Raw genomic sequence first — 21,520 nt, 5'->3', positions numbered from 1 at the left:
CCCAAACAGAATTACGGTCAGGTGCATGAATAATATCCATCTCTTTAACCCAGGGCGTCCTTACCGGCAATCCCCTGTGGGAGCGCTGCCTTGGGTAATAAAAAAGAGTAAAAGTTTACGCGACAAGGGCGTGTTTGACTAGGGCTTAATGGTGCTTTTTAACATTTAAGCGTATGGCGCAAAAGGTCATTTTATCGTCGCTCCGTGACCGAGAGATAACAATCCGCCACAGACGAACAAAAATCGCCCAAATAAGTAAAAAATGTGAACCAGGCCATTGGGGTTTACCGATCACGCAGGTAAAGTCGCACCGCCGGATAACAACACACTTAAATCAGATTAACAATCTCCGGTGACATTTTTATTCCTCATCAGGGTGCCCTATGAAAGAAGTCAAATTTCGCTGGATTGATAAATACCTTATTCATCTGTCACTCAAAGCCAAATTCACCATACTGACATTGCTGCCTGCAGCGCTGTTTGGCTTATATGCGCTGGCACAGTTCCACACTCACAGCCAAAATACCGGATTATTGCTGACACACATTGCAGGGGGCTCGGCCAGTGCGCGGATTCTTTCTGCGGATCAACTGCCCAGCACCGCACTTAGCAGCCTGGCCGCCGCTAATGACACCCAGCCCCCCATCATCAACGAAGAGGGAAAGCCGTTTCTGCTGGTGTCCCTGCCGGAGGATAAGTTCAAACTGCTCCCTTTGCCTGAGGACCTGGGTAAACCCAACAACCTGCTTATTTTCATGACCATAGCGGCCGTATTGCTGATACTCGGGGTTGGCTATGCCATCGCCACTTTTGTCGGCGGCGCACTGTACACCACGGTCAATGCGCTGAAGAGAGCGGCCGAGGGCGATTTAACCGGACGGCTCAATTTTTTTGAAGTCAAAGATGAATTCAGCATCCTGGCCATCAGCATAGATACACTGGTCGCAAGACAACATCAGTTGGTCAGTCAGGTTCACGCCACCGCCTCCGCCCTCAGACACACAGCCGACAGCTTCGAGGCGTCCGCGGCGGAAGGACATCGCCTGTCCAATGAACAAACCGAGCAACTGGATTCTCTGGCCTGTGCGATGGCACAGATGGCCGCGTCGGTGGCACTGGTCGCCGACAATGCCGCGACGGCATCCAACAGCACTGAGGAAGCCCGGCAGCAGGCGCAGCTGAGTGAGCAGCAAACTCAGGCAACCGTCACGACCATAGACACTCTGTTTGCCCATATCGACGACGCAGCGTCAGGTGTCAATGGGCTGCGCCAAAGCGCAGAGCGAATTGACTCCATCGTAGCCAGTATCAGCAGTATTTCAGAGCAGACCAATCTATTGGCTTTGAATGCGGCAATAGAAGCGGCCCGGGCTGGCAATCAGGGCCGGGGATTTGCCGTGGTGGCAGATGAAGTCAGAACGCTGGCAGCAAAGGCTCAGGCCGCCACTGTGGATATCCGCAACATGATTACCAGTGTGCAGCAGCACGTACAGATACTGACACAGCTGATGCACAAAACCGTCGAGCTTGCGGCCGATGGAAAGTCACGTATTCAAACCACAGAGCAGGATCTGACGCAAATCGCCAAACTCAGTGAACGGGTGGCGCAAATGAGTGCAGATATTGCCGGCGCCGCCAATGAGCAACAGTGTGTCAGCAGTAATATCGAAAGTAGCCTGCAGGATATCAGACGCCATGCACAGGCGGCGCAAACGGCGGCAACCACTAATGTATCCGGTGCCCGGGAGTTACATCAAACCGCGTTGATGCTGGAGCAACTGATGCAGGGATTAAGAATCGTCTGAAGCTGACAGATTGATAAAATATCATGCCACTACAACATTTTACTGATGGAGAATCCGGCCAATCAGGGTAAAGTGGTGCAATCGGAACGGAGAGATTGGCAACCCCGACTATTATGAATTATCGAGTGACTCCTCAGGTGGCCGGTGGCTGGCGTCAAAGGTTGCGCAGTTTGCCGGTCAAAATCAGTTTGATCCAGCTGGTTGTAGCATTGGTGCTGCTGCTACTGACCTGGTGGATCATGTTGGGGATCCAGCGCCAGCAACTGATGTCTCAGGAGTTGACAGTCAATCGTCACCTGGGGCAGTTGGTGGTAACCCGGCTGCACGAAGTGACGGCGCAAATCAACAGTCTGGTCACGTCACTCTCAAGCCTTGCAGAGCTCGAACAAGCACATCCGCAACAGCTGCTCAAACTGGTACCGGCGCTGCTGGATCTGGAAAGTCAGAAGCAATTGATCGCCGGTGGAGGTATCTGGCCGGACAGTCCTGCTAAACAGCCCCACAAAGATGCCCTGTTCTGGTCCCGTAACTCACAGGGACAACTGACCCAGGTTGAAGGCTACAACGCCCCGGACAGCAATTATCAGTCCGAATTCTGGTATGAACCCACCAGAATGTTGCCTTCTGGCAAAACCCTCTGGTCCAAGGCGTATCAGGATCCACTCACCAAAGAGACCATGGTCACTGCGTCATCGGCAATGTGGTTTGATCACAGTTACATGGGTGCGACCACAGTGGATATCAGCCTTGAGCATCTGAATCAGTTTATCGATGCCGGACGGGCTGACATTCCGGGTTATGTAATGGTGATCGATCCCTATCATCAGATCATCGCCGCCCCGGAATCTCTGGCAAGCACCAATCTGCCACTGTCTTTTGAAACCCTTGCCGACGAACAGTCCGGTTTTCACAGTCTGTGGCAACAGTTAAAACAGGTTGACATGGAACAGGCGGCCCGGGCGTCTCAGCGATTCAACACTCAACACAGAGCGTTGCTTGACCATCTGCAGGGATTGGCCCGGGATGAAGCATTAACAACCCAGTCGTTGCTCGCCAATCTGGCCAATGGTTGGCCGGGGAGCCCGCTTGAACTGACCAGTTTTACCCTGACTAAAGATCCGGTGCTTGGCACACAGGCGATGGCATCGGTATTTCTGATGCCTGACACCCTGTGGCAGGTCATAGTCGTCACGCCCCTGGATGCACTGGGCCAGGAGGCCAAAGGGATTGCCGGGAAAGTCGGTCTGCTGCTGGTTGTCATTCAATTTCTGGCGCTGACCATGCTTTTCTGGGTACTGCACCGGTTGTTGGTCAGTCCTCTGAGTCGCATGGCACAGGCGCTTTATCAGGACAAACCTGAGCAGCTGGAAATCGAAGCCAGCAAACGGCAGGATGAAATCGGCAAACTGGCCAGCGCCATCGTATCGCGCCAGCAACAGCTGGAAACGGCCCTCGCCAGTCTGGAGGCCAATCATCTCGCGCTGGAGCAGCAACTGGCTGTCCAGCAGGAGTCAAAACAGCAACTCAGCCGCTTTCGTGATTTGCTGCAGGCCTTGATGGAATCCTCCCCCAACATGATCTTTGTGAAAGATCTTGCCGGTGTGTATCAAATGGTCAATCCCAGATACTGTCAGATTGTGGCACGGGAACAGCGACAAATCGTCGGCCATACTGATGAGGACTTATATGAGCCAGCCGATGCCAGCCGTTTCAGACAAAACGATGAACTGGCGCTAAGCTCAGCAGAAGCGGTGACCTTTGAGGAAATATTGAATGACCATTACGGTGTACGCCATTTCAAAGTCACCAAATTTGCCATCAGAAATGAACATGATGAAGTGATTGCCATCGGCGGCATAGGCCATGAAGTTATGCCCAAAAACCAATAATCGGTAATCGGTAATCGGTAATCGGTAATCGGTAATCGCCCCACAATAATACAAATACACAAAAGGCACCGGTAAGGTGCCTTTATTTTGTCTAACTGTTAGGAGTTATTTATCCACATCCACCAGATAATGTCCTTCCAGCCAGTTACGGCCAATGAGCAGTTTTTGTCGCATCTTGGTTCTGTCTTTGAGATTCACCAGCACTTTGTACTCTTTGCCGGGCTCGCCCAGAGTCAACTCCACCATATAGCGAATTTCACTGCCCTGCGCATTACGGATAAGTGACGTATCCGCAATTCTGGTCGTCACCTCGGCACTCTGTCCATGTTCATTGGCCGTCGTAAAGGTCACCAGTTTGCCCACGTTGTTCTCCATATTGTCCTTGTCAGCATCATGAATATGGATGTGGGTAGCATGCAGAGAGTTCTCCACCGCCCCGGTATCAATACGCGCATCATAGGTTAAATCAGACTCAACGATATGGATCGGCGCACGGGCTCCGATCACAGGCAACTGCTGCACATTCACCAGATAGTGCCCCTCCAGCCAATTGCGGCCAATCAACATCCTGAAGTCCATATGTCCACGGTCGCGCAGGTTAACTCTGACCTTACGGGCATCACCGGCGAAATTGAGCGTCAACTCCACCATATACCGGGACTCTGTGCCCTGAGCGTTCTTGACCGTGGACACATCCACAATCGGCGCCTGCAGTTCAACCCGCTTGCCGTCGCGGTTTTCCGTAGAAAAACGCAACATCTTACCTATGTTGTCTTTCTTGCGTTTGGCCTCCCCCCCGACAACGTGCATATCAAAAGCATGCAGCGAACTGTTGGATGCGCCCGTATCGATACGGGCAACAAAATGAATATTGCCTTCTTCAATGGAAAAGGTTTCGTAGGGCCCCAGAATGGGTTTGCTGTAGGCGAAACAAAATGCTGGCAGGATGGACATGAAAAATATTAAAACTCTGAACATTACCGGACCTCTGTACCGTCACGGCACACAGATCCGTGACAGAATTAAACCGTTACTGACTCTTCGTTGAGCCAGACTTTGGCCTGTTCACGCATCTGCAATGGGAACACCTTCACCGGACAGGGGATCATCCCCGCCAGCGTTTGTGCCATACCGCGCATCCGCGTGTCATCGGCCAGCACGACAATACGCGAAAAGTCGCTTAAGTGAAAGAATCCAAGCACAGCATCATGCCAGAGGGTCCCCACAGTGATCCCCTGAAAATCGGGGTCGAACTCATACCACAGGCGAATACAGGCGTGATCCTGCAGTTTTTGCTCAATCTCGGGCACCAGTACCTGTTGATAGTCAGTGCCGCAGAGCACGCCTGCCGCACGTACAGCGACTGTGTCATGGGGAAAATCAGCCAACAGTGTCAACATATTCGCCTTCCTCAGCTCAATGACAACTTACTGATCCAATTATAGAAGTGATAATTCAGCCGGGAGCAGAATTTGGAAACACGCAATAACAGCTGCTCATGCACTGCGGCTGTCGTCAGCAACGTCAAGCAATCGGGCAATGGCGGTGTCGAACAGATTCTTGATAAGTCCGGCATAGTCGGTAATGAACAACGCCTGCTTTTCTGTCATCGACTGTCGCAATACATCGGCCAGCGCCTGCTCCAGGTCCGCGACGATGGCATCAACCTCGCGGATCACCAGATTTCGCTGCTCAAATGTCAGGGAGGGATGCTGACCACACAGTAAAATGACCTGCGCAGACAGCTGCTCTTCGAAAAAATCCAGCACCGACTGATTGACTGCCGGCGATTCGTCAGTGTTATCAAAAACCTTATGATTTTCTCTCAGGTACTGTAGCAGGTGAAAATACCCATCTGAATCTGTCACCATCCTGTTTCCCTCACCTCATTGCTGCTTAAGGTTGCTGTTTAAGCGTTATCACAAAGCTGACGGGGACGGCCTCACTGATGACCTGCAAACCGGCAACCTCGCGCAACTTCTCAACGCCGGCGGCCAGCTCAAACACTGCCGCGCTGACGATGACAGGCTGGTAACTGCTGACTGTCATAGTATCCTGATTCAGTCGGCTGACCATGACAGTAAAAGTCATTGGTTGAGCCTTTCCGTGCATGGCGACTTTCGCATCTACTGTCACCACCCCCTGCGAACCCGGCGCGATGGCGTTGATGGCCTGCATATTGACACTGGCAGACAATTCCAGCAGAGGATATTTGGCTATTTCAAACAGCATGCTCTGCATTCGCTCATTGCGCGTATCGATACCTGTCTGAACGCCTATCAGCGGAATATCCAGACTGAATTGACCTGAGTCAGTTAAGGTTCCTTCCACAGCGGCAAAATGATTGACCTCAGCAACGCTGCCCTGTTTGGTTGTGACAAAGCTCACTCTGGACTGATCGTTCAGAATATCCCATGTCGCCGCAGAACTGACTCCCAATGGCAGCATAGCTGCCAGTAACATAAATCCCAGCTTCATTTGCGCATCTCCCCATTCCCTGTCTTACGAAAGTCTCAGGCTATGCTGCCCGGTCCGGTAACCCATCACCATATTGCCTTTCAAGACTCCTTTCAGTCTAGCAGCTTTGCCACCTGTCTGGACCAGATATCCAATTGCCGGCTGAATGCGTGCTTATCCTGATTTGACAGCGCCGCAGGCCCTCCGGTCTGGATCCCTGAACCTCTGAGCGTATCAAAGAAGTCGCGCATGTTCAGCCGCTCTCCAATATTCTCTCTGGTCATGGGCTCGCCTCTGGGGGTGACCACGTAAGCCCCTTTTTTCAATGCATCGGCGGCCAGCGGAATATCACTGCTTATCACCAAATCATTGGCCTGAAGTTGAGCAACCAGATAATTGTCGGCAACATCAAAGCCCTGCTCGACCCTGACACAGGAAATGAACCGGCTCGGCGGCACCCGAATACTGTGGTTGGCGACCAATTTCAGAGGAACCTGTAATCTTTCCGCCGCTTTGAACAGGATCTCTTTTACCGGATTGGGACAGGCATCCGCATCCACCCAGATGGTTACCATATATCAACACCTTAGATTGTAATTTCAATGAAACATCCGGTTGTTAGTTTACCCCATGCGGCCATGACAATGTGGACGAATAGGTACCGGACAGAGTGTGAGGATTTTATGTCAGAACAATTGGTGACAGGAACCGTTAAGTGGTTTAACGATGAAAAAGGATTTGGCTTCCTGGCCCGTGAGGATGCCAGTGATGTGTTTGTTCATTTCAGGGCAATCAATGGCAGCGGTCGACGAACGCTCAAAGAAGGTCAAACAGTGACATTTCAGGTGGTTCAGGGAGACAAAGGCCTACTGGCAGAAAATGTCACCCTGCTCAAATAATCCCGCAAATAAGCAATGCCCTTGCTCAAGGGGCATTGCCCATGCAGGTTTCAGGGCGCCAGCCGTTCAATGTGCCACTGTTCATCCTCTCGGGTATACAAAAACCGGTCGTGCAACCTGTGTTCACCGCCCTGCCAGAACTCGACGGTTTGTGGCTTAACTCTATACCCTCCCCAGAACTTGGGCAGCGGCACTTCACCTTTGGCAAACCTGGCTTTCATTTCTGCAAACTTGGTTTCCAGCGCTTGTCTGGCGGTCAACCGGCTGCTTTGCCTGGATGCCCAGGCTGCAATCTGACTGTCTTTCGGACGGCTGACAAAATACTTCAGCACTTCAGTGGTACTTAAGGGCTCAGCAATACCGGTTACTGACACCTGCCGCTCCAGCATATGCCAGGGGAAATGCAGACTGACTCTGGCATTCTGGGCAAGGTGTGTGGCCTTACGGCTTTCCAGATTGGTAAAAAACACAAAACCGCGCTCATCATACTGCTTGAGCAGTACAATACGCTGCCAGGGTTGGCTGTGCTCATCAACGGTTGCCACACACATGGCGGTGGGATCCATCAGTTCGGCGGCGATAGCCTGCTCCATCCAGCGTTCAAAAAATGCCATGGGTTCGGGTGTCAGATCCGAGCGGCGCAGGCCCCCCTGCAAGTATTCCCGGCGAAGCTGGGTCAAATCTGTCATTGCTGCTTCCTTTTCACAATCTGCAGAATTTTGGTCGTTGTGGGCATATATAACAAAAAAGCCAGTGTGGATCACACTGGCTTTTTCCTCTGGACGAATTACCCGGCTAAATTATTTGTTAATTTTGCCATGAGAGTCGGCCCAAACATGCAGCATTTCCAGGCCCAGCGTCGCCGCGGCCAGCGCAGTGATTTCTGCATTGTCGTAGGAAGGGGCAACTTCGACCACGTCCATACCCACAATGTTCAGACCATTCAGACCACGGATCACTTTCAGAGCCTTGTCGCTGGTCAGGCCGCCGATGACCGGAGTACCGGTACCCGGCGCAAAAGCAGGGTCCAGACAGTCGATGTCGAAAGTCACATACAAAGGCATATCGCCAACACGAGCCTTGATTTGTGCCACGATTTCATCGGCAGTCATTTCGTTGGCCATACCGGCATCAATCACCTGGAAGCCATGCCCCTCTTTGGTGTATTCGGTACGGATACCTACCTGCACGGAATGGTCGACATCGATCAGACCTTCTTTTGGTGCTGTATAGAACATGGTGCCGTGATCATATGGGCTGCCCTGACTGTAAGTGTCAGTGTGCGCATCAAAGTGCAGCAGTGCCATTTTGCCGTGAACCTTGTGGTGAGCACGCAGCAATGGCAGGGTCACAAAGTGATCGCCACCCAGGCTCAGCATGGTTTTGCCTGACTTGACGATAGCGGTCGCGAAATCTTCAGCGCGCTGGGTGAAGTCAGCAGCGTCGCCCAGGTTGTAAACCAGATCACCGGCATCAATCACCTTGATGTGATCAAACAGGCGGAAATCCCATGGCCAGCGCTTTTCTTCCCACGCCAGGTTGGTTGAAACCTTACGGATAGCACCTGGGCCCATGCGGCCACCACTGCGGCCGGTCACGGCCATATCAAAAGGTAAACCCAATACAACAACGTCAGCGTCACTTTCAATAGGTTTGAAATCCAAAGGCTGACGCAGATATCCGAATGCGTTAGAAAACAGCGAATAATCTGCTTTGTCTGCGATGGTGGTCATATTCACTCCAAAAGATGGCATCAAGCCATCAAGATTACATTTGTTCCGGGATCAGCACTTCGTGGCATATTTGCTGATAGTGACTGAACGCTATGGTATACCCGGATTCAGATTCCAGGGTACAACTTCCCAGGCACAGGTGATCAGGATAACCCCGGGTATTTCTCCCGGCATTAAACCCAATCACATCCCAACTGCCTGGGTTCAGTATTTGCAACAGTCTGGCGAAAACCGGCTGGGGATATTGCCCCAAGTCCAGATTGGTTTCAAAACTCACATAAGAGCTATTTTCCTGAGGTGTGATATGGATCGTCATGTAACGGTCATCACAAACCCCATTCACCGAATAACCGAATGGCTCAAATAAAAAATCATCAAAATCAAAGCCTGGCAGCAAGCTGTCCAGTTCCAGCAGGGCTCTAATCCCTTCCGTGGATTGTTGATTGCAACGAAGATAGTCAGCAGTCTTGCCACTGATGTGATACATCAACAGCTCACTGGTGGTGTCGTCAAGTACACCATCACAACACGAATCCGTGCAAAAAATATAGTGATGGTGAGAGTCGAGATGGCCTATACGATAGGCTTTTCCGCTCAGTTTTTCCCGCAATCTAAACAAATCTTCATCAAAGCTGCTGCACTGCAGATGAGAGAGGTATTCGTTCTTGCGCTGATAGCAGGCAAATGCCACTTTATCCGAACCAAATTGACTGATAAATGACAGTGCGGCATTAGCCAGGGTGGTGGTGCCACAGGTCAGCATGACAAACCTGTCGTCCCACACAAACAAACTGGACTCGCTCAGTAAATACGCATCACACTGCGGATTACTCAGCTGAGACAAAATCTCGGCATTGGCACAGGCCACAATCGCCTGCCAAAAAGGTCTCCCCAAACTGCGCAGCGAGGGTACATCCGCAGTTACTCTAATTTCTAATTTTTTTTCAGAGCCTTCAAAAAACATTTTTTATATTGTCCTTAATATGAGCCTGCTCAGTGAAAAGGTACGAACCGTTACAGATCCGTACCTTTCTCAGGCCCGCTACCAGGTGTTATTAACCGGGCCAGGGTCAGAACTGGGCAATATCTTCCAGATAGGTGTATCCCTTTAGACCAGCCTGCAGCTCTTCCAGAATTGCAGCGCGCTCGCTCTCATCGATATGACGGTTCACCAGCTCTTCATAGGTGCGCATAAAGGAGACCGCATCCAGGTTTACATAACGCAGTACGTCCGCCACAGTGTCACCGGCAATAACCGATTCAATCTGAGCCTTACCCTGCTCATCAAGACGCACCACCGCTGAGTTGGTGTCACCGAACAGGTTGTGCAGATCGCCCAGAATCTCCTGATAAGCGCCCACCAGGAAGAAGCCCAGCAGATAAGGACTGTCAGCAGACCAGGCTGGAACCGGTAAGGTGGTCTCAATACCCTGACCATCCACATACTGATCGATGGCACCATCCGAGTCACAGGTGATATCCAGCATCACCGCGCGGCGCTCTGGTAGCTTGTCCAGACCACTCAGAGGCAGCACAGGGAATACCTGATCGATCCCCCAGGCATCAGGCAGCGACTGGAACAGCGAGAAATTCACGAAGAATTTATCTGCCAGCTTCTCATTCAGCTCATCAATGATCGGTCTGTGATAGCGGTTTTTGTTATTCATCAGGCCCTGCAGCTCATGACACACACGCAGGTTGGCCTGCTCGGCCCAGGCGCGCTCGGTTAGGCTCAGCTGTCCCATGGCAAACATGGAGTGGGCTTCGGCCAGATCCTGCTGCACGTCATGATAAATTTCGATCTGTGCGCGGGAATCCACACGACCTTTCAAGTCCAGCCAGGACTGCCACATGTTGTGCAGCAGTTGTGGCGCTTCTTCAGCCGGAGGCAGAATATCTTCCGGATGATAGGCCTCAGTACCAATCACATCGGAGATCAGCACCGCGTGATGGGCAGTCAGATGGCGACCGGACTCTGAAATAATCCGGGGCATTGGCTGCTCATAGGCAATGCACATGTCTGCCAGCACGTTGACGATGTTATTGGCATATTCATCCAGACCATAGTTCATGGAGCTGGATGATTGGCTGCGGGTACCGTCATAATCCACGGCCAGACCACCACCCACATCGAAACAATCGACGTTGGCTCCCAGCATGCGCAGTTCACAATAGAAACGGGCCGCTTCACTGACGCCCTGGCGAATATCACGGATGTTGGCGATTTGCGAGCCCAGGTGGAAATGCAGTAACTGCAGAGAATCCAGCATGTCAGCTTGCTTCAGCCCGTCAATCACCTGCAGCACCTGCGCCGCAGACAGACCGAATTTGGACTTTTCACCGCCACTGGCCTGCCATTTACCTTTGCCCTGGAAGGCCAGACGGGTGCGCAGCCCCAATCGAGGAGTGACCCCAAGACGCTTGGCTTCATCCAGCACCAGTTTCAGCTCGGACATTTTTTCCAGCACGATATAGACCTTATGGCCCAGCTTTTCGCCGATCAGCGCCAGACGAATATACTCGCTGTCCTTATAGCCGTTACAGACGATCACACTGCTGGCTTTTTGCGCCATCGCCAGAACCGCCATCAACTCAGGCTTACTGCCAGCTTCCAGACCCAGCTGTGGCACTTCTTTGCTCTGCTGGGATGCGAGGATCTCTTCCACCACGTTTTTCTGCTGGTTTACCTTGATCGGATACACCAGCAAATAGTCTTTCTGATACTCATACTTCTGAATTGCCTGGTTAAATGCCTGACACAGACTGTGCACTCTGTGGTGCATAATCTGCGGGAAGCGAACCAACACGGGCAGCGACACGCCGGCATTGACCATATCCTTGGCCAGCTCGTTCAATCCTACCTGATGGTCAGGATTGGCAGGATCCGGAGAGACATAAACCTCACCAGCATCCGACACACCGTAGAACCCCTGACTCCAGTGGGTCACGTTATAGCCGGCGCGAGCATCTTCAATAGACCAATTATTCATTTATTCAGCCTTAAACAAGGAATTACGCTGTCACTGTCATTGCTGACTTCACAGCCTGTTCAACAAAAGCCGGCAGGGCAAAACTTGCCTGATGGACTGCCGGAGTGTAGTAACGGGTCTGAATGCCGCTGGCGTTGAAACGCGCCGTCAGGGTATCCAGACTTTGTTGACGGGCTTCCAGATTGTCTGTCGCCCAGGCAAAGGCCATAGCACCTCCAATATAGGATGGCACCGCAGCCTGATAGAACGTGGTTTCTTTTACATAAGAACTCATGCGGCGCACAGTGTCCTGCAGCTCTTCAACCTGCATAAAAGGTACGCCGTTTTGCGCCACAAAGATGCCGCCTGCTTTCAGGCAGCGCTTGCAAGCCGCATAAAAATCAGAACTGAACAACACCTCTCCCGGACCAACGGGATCTGTGCAGTCAGAAATGATCACATCAAATTGTTGTTTGGTGTTGGCCACAAAAGCCATGCCGTCATCGATCACCAGATTGACCCGGGGATCCTCATATGCACCCTGAGAATGCTCAGGGAACCAGGTTTTACACATATCCACTACGGCAGCATCGATTTCGACCATAGTAATGCGCTCGATACCGGCGTGTTTGACGACTTCACGCAGCATGCCACCATCTCCGCCACCGATGATCAGCACACTTTTTACCTCACCGTGTGCAAGCACCGGCACATGGGTCAGCATCTCGTGATAGATAAACTCATCCCGCTCGGTTGTCTGAATGGCACCATTGAGAGCCATAACCTTACCCATACGGGCATTACTGAAAATACTCAGATGCCACTGATCAGTTTTTTGTTCAAACAACACCTGGTCCACTTCAAAGTACTGGCCATAGCTGTTGTGCAGGGTCTCATAATAAATGTGCTTGTTGTGCATCCTGAATCCAGACTCGGGTTACAAAGAAAAATAACGGTACGACCGGTAAAAGTCGGATACCGACATTCCGGACAGCAGCATTGCCGCGGCTACATGCCTGCGGATCAGTGGGGACTGTTGGCCTGTTCACGGCCAGAATTGATGCGAATTAACGTGAGATGTTTAAGGTCGGCATTGTCAACAAATACCGGTGCCAGAGCGTGGCGCAGACGCACTTTGATAAGCAGTGCAACAAGAGCGGAATGGAACATGTGCTTTAAATCCTCAATATCACCGTGTAAATGTCGCTGTCATTTACACGGTTAACGCCTTGTGAATCATATGAACCTTAACTACTCACGTAATTTCCGAAAGTTAGGCATGCAAGCCTTGAAAAACGGCGCAATTAAACCCCGCAATGACACTGATTGCAAGAACGAATTTAACCGATTTAATACTTTTTTTCCCTGTTGTCCCGGATATGCCGGCGCGGCGTCCAAAAAATTAAGAATAATCAATGTTATTCCAATAAGTTAGAAGTATATCCCTGAGTGAAATTGTCAGCGCAATATCACAGATTTTTTGTTAGGTTTTGACCGTATTGTCCCCACCACAATCCAACTCAGTCGGCTTATCACGACCATCGCCTGGCATACAGGGGAATTCCCCGCTAATCCCCTGCCCCTTCGAGCGTTTAGCAGGTATAATCGTCGCGGTATCAAACTCTAGCTTAGTAATCGGACAATTCATGATTCAAATCGGTAAAACCTACACTCTGGACGTGGTCAAACAGGTCAATTTTGGCTTCTATCTCAATGCTCACGAACTGGGTCAGGTATTGCTGCCCAATAAGCTGGCCCCTAAAGAACTGGAAGTTGGTCAGCAGGTTGAAGTTTTTTTGTATCTGGACTCTGACGATATGGTCATTGCCACGACCCAGAAGCCCCGTGCACAGGTGGGTGAATTTGCCCTGATGAAAATCATCTCCGTCGGTCGAATTGGAGCCTTCCTGGATTGGGGACTGGATAAGGATCTGCTGCTACCCTTTGCCGAGCAGGTACGTCCACCGGAAGAAGGTCGCAGCGCACTGGTGTATGTCCATACCAACCGTGCAGATGAACGCATTGTCGCATCGGCCAAAATTGATAAGTTTCTGGATAAAACCCCGGCCCGTTATAAGGAAGGTCAGCAGGTGGACATTATCATCGCCGGCACCACGGATCTGGGTTACAAGGCGATCATCAACCATCTTCACTCAGGCGTTATCTATACCAACGAAGTGTTCAAACCCTTGAAATTCGGTCAACGTCTGAAAGCGTATATCAAACAGGTTCGCCATGATGGCAAGGTGGATCTGCAATTGCAGCGTGGATCCAAAGCGGAGCTGGATCAGTTTTCAACCCAGATCCTCAATAAACTGCAAAAGGCCGGAGGATTTCTGCCGCTGACTGATAAAACCGATGCTGATGTGATCTATCAACAGCTGGGAATGAGCAAAAAAGCCTTCAAAAAGAGCATTGGTGGCCTCTATAAACAAGGCAAACTCACTATCGCTGATGACGGTTTGCACCTGACTGAATAATCCCCTTTGCCAGCTCATCAGACCGTCTTCCTGCGGCCTGATGAGCTTTGCAGCTCCCTGCCATATCAGCCCACGCCATGACCACAGGATTTCCAAGCAGACATCCGACATCGGTCTGACAGACTGTTCAAATCCCATCCAGTTGCACTTTTTACCGGCCATTATCATAGGCTTGTCTATGGTCGCTCCCCTGTTGCGGTGTTATAACAGGAACAGGTTCCGCATAGAAAGAGACGTAAAAAATGCAATTGAACAGTATCGAAGGCCGCATTATAGGATGTTTGCTGGAAAAGGAAGTCACCACGCCTGAACAGTATCCCCTGTCGCTCAACGCTCTCACACTGGCCTGCAATCAAAAAACCAGTCGTGAGCCTGTCATGTCATTGTCCGAAACCGATGTGCAAGCGGGATTGGATAGCCTCAATAAAAAGCGCCTTATCAGTGAGCAGTCCGGTTTTGGCAGTCGGGTAAGTAAATACAAGCACAGATTCTGCAATACCGAGTTTTCAGATCTGCAATTCACAAAAGCAGAATTTGCCATCATCTCACTGCTGTTGTTGCGGGGACCACAAACGCCCGGAGAACTGCGCACCCGCGCAGGACGTTTGCATGATTTTACCGATATTGATGAAGTGGAAAGCGCGTTGAGCGCGTTGTCTTCAAGAGCAAAACCCGTTGTAAAAATGCTGCCACGCGAACCGGGAAAACGTGAAAGCCGCTACACTGAGTTGTTCAGTGAAGGGTCGGACGAATTACCAGTAGCAGAAGTAAGCACAACGCAACGTGCTGTATCGCAACCCAATGGCGAACTTGCAGAGCGTGTTGCGCATCTTGAGTCGGAAGTTACCGAACTCAAAACCCAGCTTGCAGAGCTGCGCTCCCTGCTCGAATAAATATTACTGTAAGGAAATCGCGAATGATTTACCGGATACGTCTCAGTGCCCTGAGGCAAGTGGCGGGTTTTGAGCTTAAAAAGACGTTCAGTGGTACTCGTGGCCTGATTGGCTTGGGCGCTTTTTTACTGATCTGGCTGGTCCTGCTGATATACCCCATCGGCAGCGCTGCGCATTGGTTGTCGCAACCCGGCTTTGTCGATATGGTACGCGCGTTCTCTGACGGTCAGGCAGATATCATTTTAAGCTGGCAAGTCCCGGAACTGGCAATGTTCTGGGTATTTGCTTTATACCTGTTTCCTCTCTCAGTACTCACCGTATCTGCAGACATGTTTGCCACTGACAGACAAATGGGCACCCTGAGATTTGTACTGCAACGCGCAAGTCGCCAGGAAATCTTCTGGGGACGCTTGCTTGGCCACCTGTTGCTGCAAGCGACTCTGATATTGCTGGCGATGATGGCAACCCTGCTGATGGCATCGCTGCGGGATAATTCAAATCTGCTGTCCGGATTAACCGAGGCGCTCTGGGTATTTCCCGCCTTGGTGATCAATGTGTTGCCTTATCTGGCATTGATGGCGGTGCTTTCCGTTGTTTGTCGCTCTGCCCGGACGTCGATCATTTGGGCAGTGATTATTCTGACGCTGGGCGGCCTGCTAATCCAATTGACTATGCACCAGTTCGGCACAATTCCACTGCTGGCAGACGCGATTCCAGGAAGTCAACTCAGCGCCATGATTAACACCAAGGGTATTGGTGTGATGAGCCAGGCTCTGACGCCGGTCGTTCAATCCATTATCTTATTAGTCGCCGGTATCTACATTTTTGCGGGGAAAAGACTGTGAGTATCATTGTTTGTGACAATATCAGCCTCAACTATGGTTCACACAGAGCTCTGGATGGCCTGTCCTTTCAACTCGATGATAACGGGCCAGTGGCACTGGTTGGCCCCAATGGCGCGGGTAAGACCAGCCTGATCAGCTGTCTGTGCGGTTATCAAAAACCAGACAGCGGCCTTATCTCAGTATTCGGACATTCTCCCGGCTCACCGGCACTGATCGGTCGGGTGACAGCCTTGCCACAGGATGCCAAACTTGATGCCAGATTTAGCATTCAGGAACAGCTGATTTATTTGGCCCGTCTGCAGGGACTCAGTCACGCTCAGGCCCACGAGCAGACCAAAAGGGTTTTGGCGCAGGTCGATTTGACTGATGCAGCAACCAAACTGCCAGGTACACTGAGCCATGGTATGAATAAAAGAGTCAGCATTGCCCAGACATTGCTCGGGCAGCCGGAGTTAGTACTGCTGGATGAACCCACAGCAGGATTGGATCCCGCCAATACCCGGGCAATCAGGGATCTCATCAAAAGTTTGTCAAAGCAAACCCGGTTCATCATCAGCTCCCACAATCTGGATGAACTGGAAAAACTTTGCACCCACGTGCTTTATATCGACAAAGGGAAACTGACAAAAACACTGAACGTCGACAACTCTGGAACCGCTGAGGGTTATCTGACGCTCAAGATGGCTCAATGTGATGACATCAAACTGGTTGAAGCATTGATCGGATTGGCCGGAATCACCCAGGTAGAAACCGTGTCCCCCGGTGAATTTGTGCTGCACACTGTGCCAGGCCATTCTCCCCAACTGGAAATCACCATACTGACACTGATTGCCAAGCATAGCTGGCAGTACAGGTTACTGTTGAACGGTAGAACTTTGGAAGATTCGCTGTTTTCAACCCACTGACACTGACTCTCTCACCCCTCTTAACGGCGCTGGGCTTATTGATTTACAAGGCAAAAGAAAGAGAAAATGCCAAATCACTCAGCAATGCCAGCGCCTACAGCTTCCACTAACATTGCTCGCCAGCACCAAATACGCCGCGCATCCTGAACTCGTGTCGATGTGATCTTGCAAACGACAAGTGCTATCGCCAGATCAAATGTCGCTTTCCAGACAGTGGCAAATACACGGTGTATACACCGCTTCACAATTCGCTGAATGACGAACTCAATGACAGGTTCAACAATAGCTTTTAAAGTCGCCAGTCTGGTGCTGTCATTTACCATCACCTTACTACAGAGGAGATCTTGATGTCAGCCTCAACGCCGCAAAAGCGCATGGCAACTAAGGAATTAACTCCGGGACAGGAACTCTCGATAAGTCCGACGCCGTAAAAAACATCATACCCGGCGGAGTTGGATAGAAGGGCTGTACAATAATTCGTACAAGCCATGCCGCTTTCTATAGCGCCACAGCACAAACAAAAAGCGAAAAGACAAATTACAGAAACAAAAAAGCTGCGATAATTCGCAGCTTTTTATACTTGACCCTCTGATTTAAAAGCGGTTAACCGCAATCAGAGAGTCTAAGCAAGAATTAACCGATTACGGTTACGTTCTCTGCCTGAGGACCTTTCTGACCTTGAGTCACAGTGAAAGATACCTTCTGGCCTTCGTCCAGAGTCTTGAAACCGTCAGTTTGAATGGCGCGGAAGTGTACGAATACATCTGGGCCACCTGGCTGCTCGATAAATCCGAAACCTTTATCAGCGTTGAACCATTTTACGGTACCAGTTACTTGAGACATGAAAATCATCCTTACAAATTTTTTAACACAAGCCTTAATCGGCGATAGAGCTGAAGTTGCCGGTATTACTTATGTTAACAGGACGAAACTGGTCGTAATGAAGACATAATATAAGCCCAACTTTCTAGCCTTACTGAATATAAACTATTCTACCGGTAAGTCAACCCGGATAATTCCTGTTGGAAGCGGAATTTTCCTTTATTTTTTCTGTACTTTTCAAATCATCGACATCCGCTGACAAAAGCAGCCGACAAAATCGTTAAAATCCAACAAAATCACTTTAGTAATTAACACCTTACAAACACTCAGGCGATTTACTTCTGCTTGCGGTGGATTTGAATAAAGAAATCCAGTTCACAGGTCAGAGGAGCCTGTGCCAAGGTGTTTTTGGCTTCATTGCTGAATTTCCAGGCATAGGGCGTCATCTCCAGGAAATGCAACACCATATCGCCAGCGGGCAATTGTAACAGTGAAGTGAGGTTTTCCTGATGAACAGGCTCAAAACCTGGCAGAACTTCGTGTTTGGCTTCATGATACCTTGGCTGCTCATAAATCATCTGTTTCAGCGCGTAGTGGTGGGTTTTACCCGGTGACACAGTGATCAAGATACCGCCGGGTCGCATTACCCTCGCCAATTCATCAGCCTTTGAAGGTGCGTAAATCCGCAGCATCAAATCGAATGTCTGATCTTCAAAAGGCATGTCATAACTGGATGCAACGCAAAAATGGATCTGCTGGTAGCGCCGGGCTGCATATTTCAGTGCTGCCCGGGAGATATCCAGACCGTACATGTTGACGTCACCCGAAGCTGCTGAAAGCCTTTTATGCAGTCGTGAGCTGTAATAACCTTCACCACATCCCAGATCCAGCACGCTATGACTGCTTGGTGCATACTCCAGCGCCAACTCACCAACCCGCTGACTCAAAAACTCATAATATCCGGCATCCAAAAAACTGCGTCTGGCCAGCATCATCTCTTTGTTATCACCGGGATCTTTCGACTTTTTCTTCTGTACTGGCAGTAAGTTGACGTACCCCTCCCTGGCCCGGTCAAAGCGGTGACCGGCTGGACAGCTGAGTCCAGAGGCATCAAAGTGCAATGCAGCACGGCAAATGGGGCAAATATAACTCATCATGTTCCTTGGCGCAGGGATTACCCCCGGATCATACACCAAGATGACGACTTATCCGCGCGGCAGTTTTTCCAAACAGACCAGTTGTATAGTTTAACGCCAGCCAGTCCCCCTTTCCGCCCCTCTGCAATCCCTTCAAGCCACAATTTCATGCTATGCTGCTGACATCTATGGCGTTGATAACCTTCCCGCTGCACATATTCTTTTTAGGGAGAGTATCAGCTATCCGAAAATTACGGCCAAAGTAACCGGCCAGATACAGGCAACTGATGAATACATTCGCTCAACCCACATTCTTTTGGCACGATTACGAAACCTTCGGTGCCAGTCCGGCCAAGGACAGACCGTCACAGTTTGCCGGGATCCGTACCGATGCTGATTTGAACATCATCGGTGAAGAAGAAACTTTTTATTGCCGTTTGGCTCCGGACTATCTGCCATCTCCCGAAGCGATTTTAATTACCGGCATTACGCCACAACTGGCCAATATAAAAGGTGTGCCGGAAAGTGAATTTATGGGGCGCATCAATGCCCTGTTCAGCCAGCCCAATACCTGTGTAGTGGGTTATAACTCGCTGCGCTTCGATGATGAGGTGAGCCGGTACGGTTTCTACCGCAATTTTATCGATCCTTATGCCCGTGAATGGCAACAAGGTAATTCACGCTGGGATTTGATTGATCTGGTGCGCGCTTGCTATGCCCTGCGCCCGGAAGGCATTAACTGGCCAACCAAGGAAGATGGCACGCCATCTTTCAAGCTTGAGCACCTGACTGCTGCCAATGGCCTCTCCCATGAAAAAGCCCACGATGCCATGTCAGATGTGTATGCCACCATCGCGATGGCCAAACTCATCAAAGAAAGGCAGCCCAAGCTGTTTGATTACTACTTTGGTCTCCGTCGTAAACAGGAAGTCGCCAAACATCTGGATGTGCTGAACATGCAGCCGGTGATGCATATCAGCAGTAAAATCAGTGCGGCAAACGGCTGCGCGACGCTGATAGCTCCGGTTGCACATCACCCGGACAACAAGAATGCCATTATTTGTGTGAATCTGGCGATGGATCTCTCCCCCTTACTGGCGTTGGACGTCGACACAATCCGCGAGCGCATGTACACCCCACGTAGAGACCTGGCCGATGATGAATTGCCCATTCCTGTAAAGCAGGTGCATTTGAATAAATGTCCATTCGTTGCCACCGCCAGGTCGCTGAGCGATGAAAATGCCGCGCGATTGGGATTTGATAAGGCCTTTGCCAGAGAGCAGTATAAATTGTTGAAGCAGCATCCCGAGCTGAGACAGAAACTGATCGCCTTGTTCGAAGAGGGTTATGAATCCAATGAATCCGATCCGGATTTGATGCTCTACTCAGGTGGTTTTTTCAGTCACGCCGACAAAACCAAAATGGATATTATCCGCAATACTGCACCGCAAAATCTGGCGGCACTGGATTTACAGTTTGATGATCCCCGTATCAAAGAGATGCTGTTCCGCTTCCGGGCCAGAAACTACCCGGAGACTCTTGACCATCAGGAATCACTGCGCTGGCGTGAATTCTGTCAGCAGCGGCTGTCATCGGATCCTGACTATGTCATCAAACTTGAAAACCTGCTGGAAGAAACCGCCAACGACGAGCACAAGCAAAAACTGCTGCGAGCCCTGGTGCAGTATCTTCAGTCCCTGTAGTGACGTTGTGTAATTCAGTCATATTTTTAAGCAGTTATCTTTTTTAAGGACAAGGGCAATGCAAGACAGATTTATCGGGGCAGTCAGCCTGATACCAGAATCCCTGGCAACCCCGCTCATCCCGTTGTTGGGTGAACATTTTTCCGGACATCTCTCCAACGACCAACTGAGCATGCTGGCAACAGAATCAGCAATGGACAAACAACAGTTGCTGCTGGCACTGCTGCCTATCGCCGCAGCGCTGGCCAGTCCACCTATCAGTCATTTCTATGTCGGTGCCATTGCCATTGGCGCCTCAGGTGATGCTTATATGGGCGCCAATATGGAACTGCCGGGGGAAGCACTCGGACAGGCGGTACACGCCGAGCAGAACGCCATCAGTCATGCCTGGTTAAAAGGCGAGCGCGGTATCCAGGATATTGTTGTCAACGCCTCCCCCTGTGGCCATTGCCGCCAGTTTATCAATGAGTTGGTCAAAGGCAGTGAGATATGTATTCACCTGCCCGGCCAGCCAACTGCACCACTGGCGCACTATCTGCCCTACGCTTTTGGCCCGAAAGACTTGAATATCTCGGCTCCCTTGCTGGCGCCTCAGCAGGTTGAACTGGCATTGGAGACAGATGATCCACTGCTTATCGAAGCACTGGATCAGGCCAATCAGAGTTATGCGCCTTATACCGGCAATCATGCCGCGGTGGCTCTCGAAACCGACGATGGACGGGTGTTTGTCGGCCGTTATGCTGAAAATGCGGCATTCAACCCTTCCATGTTACCGCTGCAAATGGCATTAGGAGAACTGCTGCGTCACAACCTGGGATTTGAAGCCATTGAGCGGGTCGTACTGCTGGAGTCGTCCGCGGGTCAGATTTCATTGGCTAACGCCTCATTGGCAGCGTTGAGTGCCGTAGCGGATGTCCAGCTGGAACATGTGATTGCCGAGCCCTGCTAAATGGTTTTGGATAGCAGCGTTTTGCTCATCTGCTG

The 21,520-nt window shown here is 50.7% G+C and carries 22 protein-coding genes; 9 read left to right on the top strand and 13 right to left on the bottom strand.

The window, feature by feature from the left end; translation table 11 throughout:
• Positions 1–383: 383 nt before the first annotated feature.
• Both ACRRUX_RS15825 and ACRRUX_RS15820 read left to right on the top strand, forming a co-directional pair.
• Complete coding sequence (locus tag ACRRUX_RS15825) at positions 384–1,805, top strand: methyl-accepting chemotaxis protein (RefSeq protein ID WP_432532070.1); 1,422 nt, start codon at positions 384–386, stop codon at positions 1,803–1,805.
• 113 nt (positions 1,806–1,918) lie between these two features.
• Positions 1,919–3,694, top strand: a complete 1,776-nt coding sequence (locus ACRRUX_RS15820) for a PAS domain-containing protein (RefSeq protein WP_432532068.1) — start codon at positions 1,919–1,921, stop codon at positions 3,692–3,694.
• A gap of 105 nt (positions 3,695–3,799) precedes the next feature.
• Here ACRRUX_RS15820 and ACRRUX_RS15815 read toward each other — a convergent pair whose 3' ends face one another.
• The 5 genes from ACRRUX_RS15815 to ACRRUX_RS15795 form a co-directional block, all read right to left on the bottom strand.
• Positions 3,800–4,672: a RimK/LysX family protein gene (locus tag ACRRUX_RS15815; protein WP_432532066.1), complete on the bottom strand. Its 873-nt coding sequence runs from the start codon at positions 4,670–4,672 to the stop codon at positions 3,800–3,802.
• A gap of 44 nt (positions 4,673–4,716) precedes the next feature.
• Entirely contained in the window at positions 4,717–5,094 is a 378-nt protein-coding gene (locus ACRRUX_RS15810) for an STAS/SEC14 domain-containing protein (protein WP_432532064.1), read from the bottom strand.
• A 96-nt stretch (positions 5,095–5,190) separates the two neighbouring features.
• On the bottom strand, positions 5,191–5,565 hold the full coding sequence (locus ACRRUX_RS15805; RefSeq protein WP_432532062.1) for a DUF3802 family protein: 375 nt from the start codon (positions 5,563–5,565) through the stop codon (positions 5,191–5,193).
• A 25-nt stretch (positions 5,566–5,590) separates the two neighbouring features.
• Complete coding sequence (locus ACRRUX_RS15800) at positions 5,591–6,172, bottom strand: YceI family protein (protein WP_432532060.1); 582 nt, start codon at positions 6,170–6,172, stop codon at positions 5,591–5,593.
• Positions 6,173–6,264: 92 nt separating this feature from the next.
• Positions 6,265–6,726, bottom strand: coding sequence for a YaiI/YqxD family protein (locus ACRRUX_RS15795; RefSeq protein ID WP_432532058.1), 462 nt, complete (start codon positions 6,724–6,726; stop codon positions 6,265–6,267).
• A 108-nt stretch (positions 6,727–6,834) separates the two neighbouring features.
• On the opposite strand from ACRRUX_RS15795, the gene ACRRUX_RS15790 reads away from it, so the two are divergent.
• Positions 6,835–7,050, top strand: coding sequence for a cold-shock protein (locus tag ACRRUX_RS15790; protein ID WP_432532056.1), 216 nt, complete (start codon positions 6,835–6,837; stop codon positions 7,048–7,050).
• Positions 7,051–7,100: 50 nt separating this feature from the next.
• Here the strand turns inward: ACRRUX_RS15790 and pdxH are convergent, their stop codons facing one another.
• The 6 genes from pdxH to ACRRUX_RS15760 all read right to left on the bottom strand — a co-directional run bounded on the left by pdxH (position 7,101) and on the right by ACRRUX_RS15760 (position 12,922).
• A complete protein-coding gene (pdxH, locus tag ACRRUX_RS15785) occupies positions 7,101–7,739 on the bottom strand; it encodes a pyridoxamine 5'-phosphate oxidase (protein WP_432532054.1) in 639 nt (212 codons plus the stop codon).
• Between the two features lie 111 nt (positions 7,740–7,850).
• Complete coding sequence (speB, locus tag ACRRUX_RS15780) at positions 7,851–8,783, bottom strand: agmatinase (RefSeq protein ID WP_432532052.1); 933 nt, start codon at positions 8,781–8,783, stop codon at positions 7,851–7,853.
• 34 nt (positions 8,784–8,817) lie between these two features.
• Positions 8,818–9,747 (bottom strand): adenosylmethionine decarboxylase, encoded by a 930-nt coding sequence (locus ACRRUX_RS15775; protein WP_432532050.1) that lies wholly within the window; start codon positions 9,745–9,747, stop codon positions 8,818–8,820.
• A 106-nt stretch (positions 9,748–9,853) separates the two neighbouring features.
• On the bottom strand, positions 9,854–11,773 hold the full coding sequence (gene speA / locus ACRRUX_RS15770) for a biosynthetic arginine decarboxylase (RefSeq protein WP_432532048.1): 1,920 nt from the start codon (positions 11,771–11,773) through the stop codon (positions 9,854–9,856).
• 22 nt (positions 11,774–11,795) lie between these two features.
• On the bottom strand, positions 11,796–12,671 hold the full coding sequence (gene speE / locus ACRRUX_RS15765) for a polyamine aminopropyltransferase (protein WP_432532046.1): 876 nt from the start codon (positions 12,669–12,671) through the stop codon (positions 11,796–11,798).
• Positions 12,672–12,775: 104 nt separating this feature from the next.
• Complete coding sequence (locus ACRRUX_RS15760) at positions 12,776–12,922, bottom strand: hypothetical protein (RefSeq protein ID WP_432532044.1); 147 nt, start codon at positions 12,920–12,922, stop codon at positions 12,776–12,778.
• A 476-nt stretch (positions 12,923–13,398) separates the two neighbouring features.
• On the opposite strand from ACRRUX_RS15760, the gene ACRRUX_RS15755 reads away from it, so the two are divergent.
• From ACRRUX_RS15755 to ACRRUX_RS15740, 4 genes are all read left to right on the top strand, one after another.
• Positions 13,399–14,232 (top strand): CvfB family protein, encoded by an 834-nt coding sequence (locus tag ACRRUX_RS15755; protein WP_432532042.1) that lies wholly within the window; start codon positions 13,399–13,401, stop codon positions 14,230–14,232.
• Positions 14,233–14,474: 242 nt separating this feature from the next.
• Complete coding sequence (locus tag ACRRUX_RS15750) at positions 14,475–15,125, top strand: YceH family protein (protein WP_432532040.1); 651 nt, start codon at positions 14,475–14,477, stop codon at positions 15,123–15,125.
• 23 nt (positions 15,126–15,148) lie between these two features.
• Entirely contained in the window at positions 15,149–15,970 is an 822-nt protein-coding gene (locus tag ACRRUX_RS15745) for an ABC transporter permease subunit (RefSeq protein WP_432532038.1), read from the top strand.
• Positions 15,967–16,875, top strand: a complete 909-nt coding sequence (locus ACRRUX_RS15740) for an ABC transporter ATP-binding protein (RefSeq protein ID WP_432532036.1) — start codon at positions 15,967–15,969, stop codon at positions 16,873–16,875. Before ACRRUX_RS15745 ends, ACRRUX_RS15740 begins: the two co-directional genes overlap by 4 nt.
• A 633-nt stretch (positions 16,876–17,508) precedes the next feature.
• On the opposite strand, the gene ACRRUX_RS15735 is transcribed toward ACRRUX_RS15740, so the two are convergent.
• A complete protein-coding gene (locus ACRRUX_RS15735; protein ID WP_115137691.1) occupies positions 17,509–17,718 on the bottom strand; it encodes a cold-shock protein in 210 nt (69 codons plus the stop codon).
• Between the two features lie 314 nt (positions 17,719–18,032).
• On the bottom strand, positions 18,033–18,851 hold the full coding sequence (gene rlmA, locus ACRRUX_RS15730) for a 23S rRNA (guanine(745)-N(1))-methyltransferase (RefSeq protein WP_432532167.1): 819 nt from the start codon (positions 18,849–18,851) through the stop codon (positions 18,033–18,035).
• Between the two features lie 269 nt (positions 18,852–19,120).
• On the opposite strand from rlmA, the gene sbcB reads away from it, so the two are divergent.
• Complete coding sequence (gene sbcB, locus ACRRUX_RS15725; RefSeq protein WP_432532034.1) at positions 19,121–20,536, top strand: exodeoxyribonuclease I; 1,416 nt, start codon at positions 19,121–19,123, stop codon at positions 20,534–20,536.
• Positions 20,537–20,594: 58 nt separating this feature from the next.
• Positions 20,595–21,485 carry a cytidine deaminase gene (cdd, locus tag ACRRUX_RS15720; protein ID WP_432532032.1) on the top strand — a complete coding sequence of 297 codons (891 nt, stop codon included), beginning with the start codon at positions 20,595–20,597 and terminating at the stop codon, positions 21,483–21,485.
• Positions 21,486–21,520 lie beyond the last annotated feature (35 nt).

The sequence above is a fragment of the Shewanella sp. GXUN23E genome, from assembly GCF_050865035.1.
Taxonomy (GTDB): Bacteria; Pseudomonadota; Gammaproteobacteria; order Enterobacterales; family Shewanellaceae; genus Shewanella.
The sequence above is the reverse complement of the archived record's forward strand: the minus strand, read 5'-3'. Positions and strand labels throughout refer to the sequence as shown.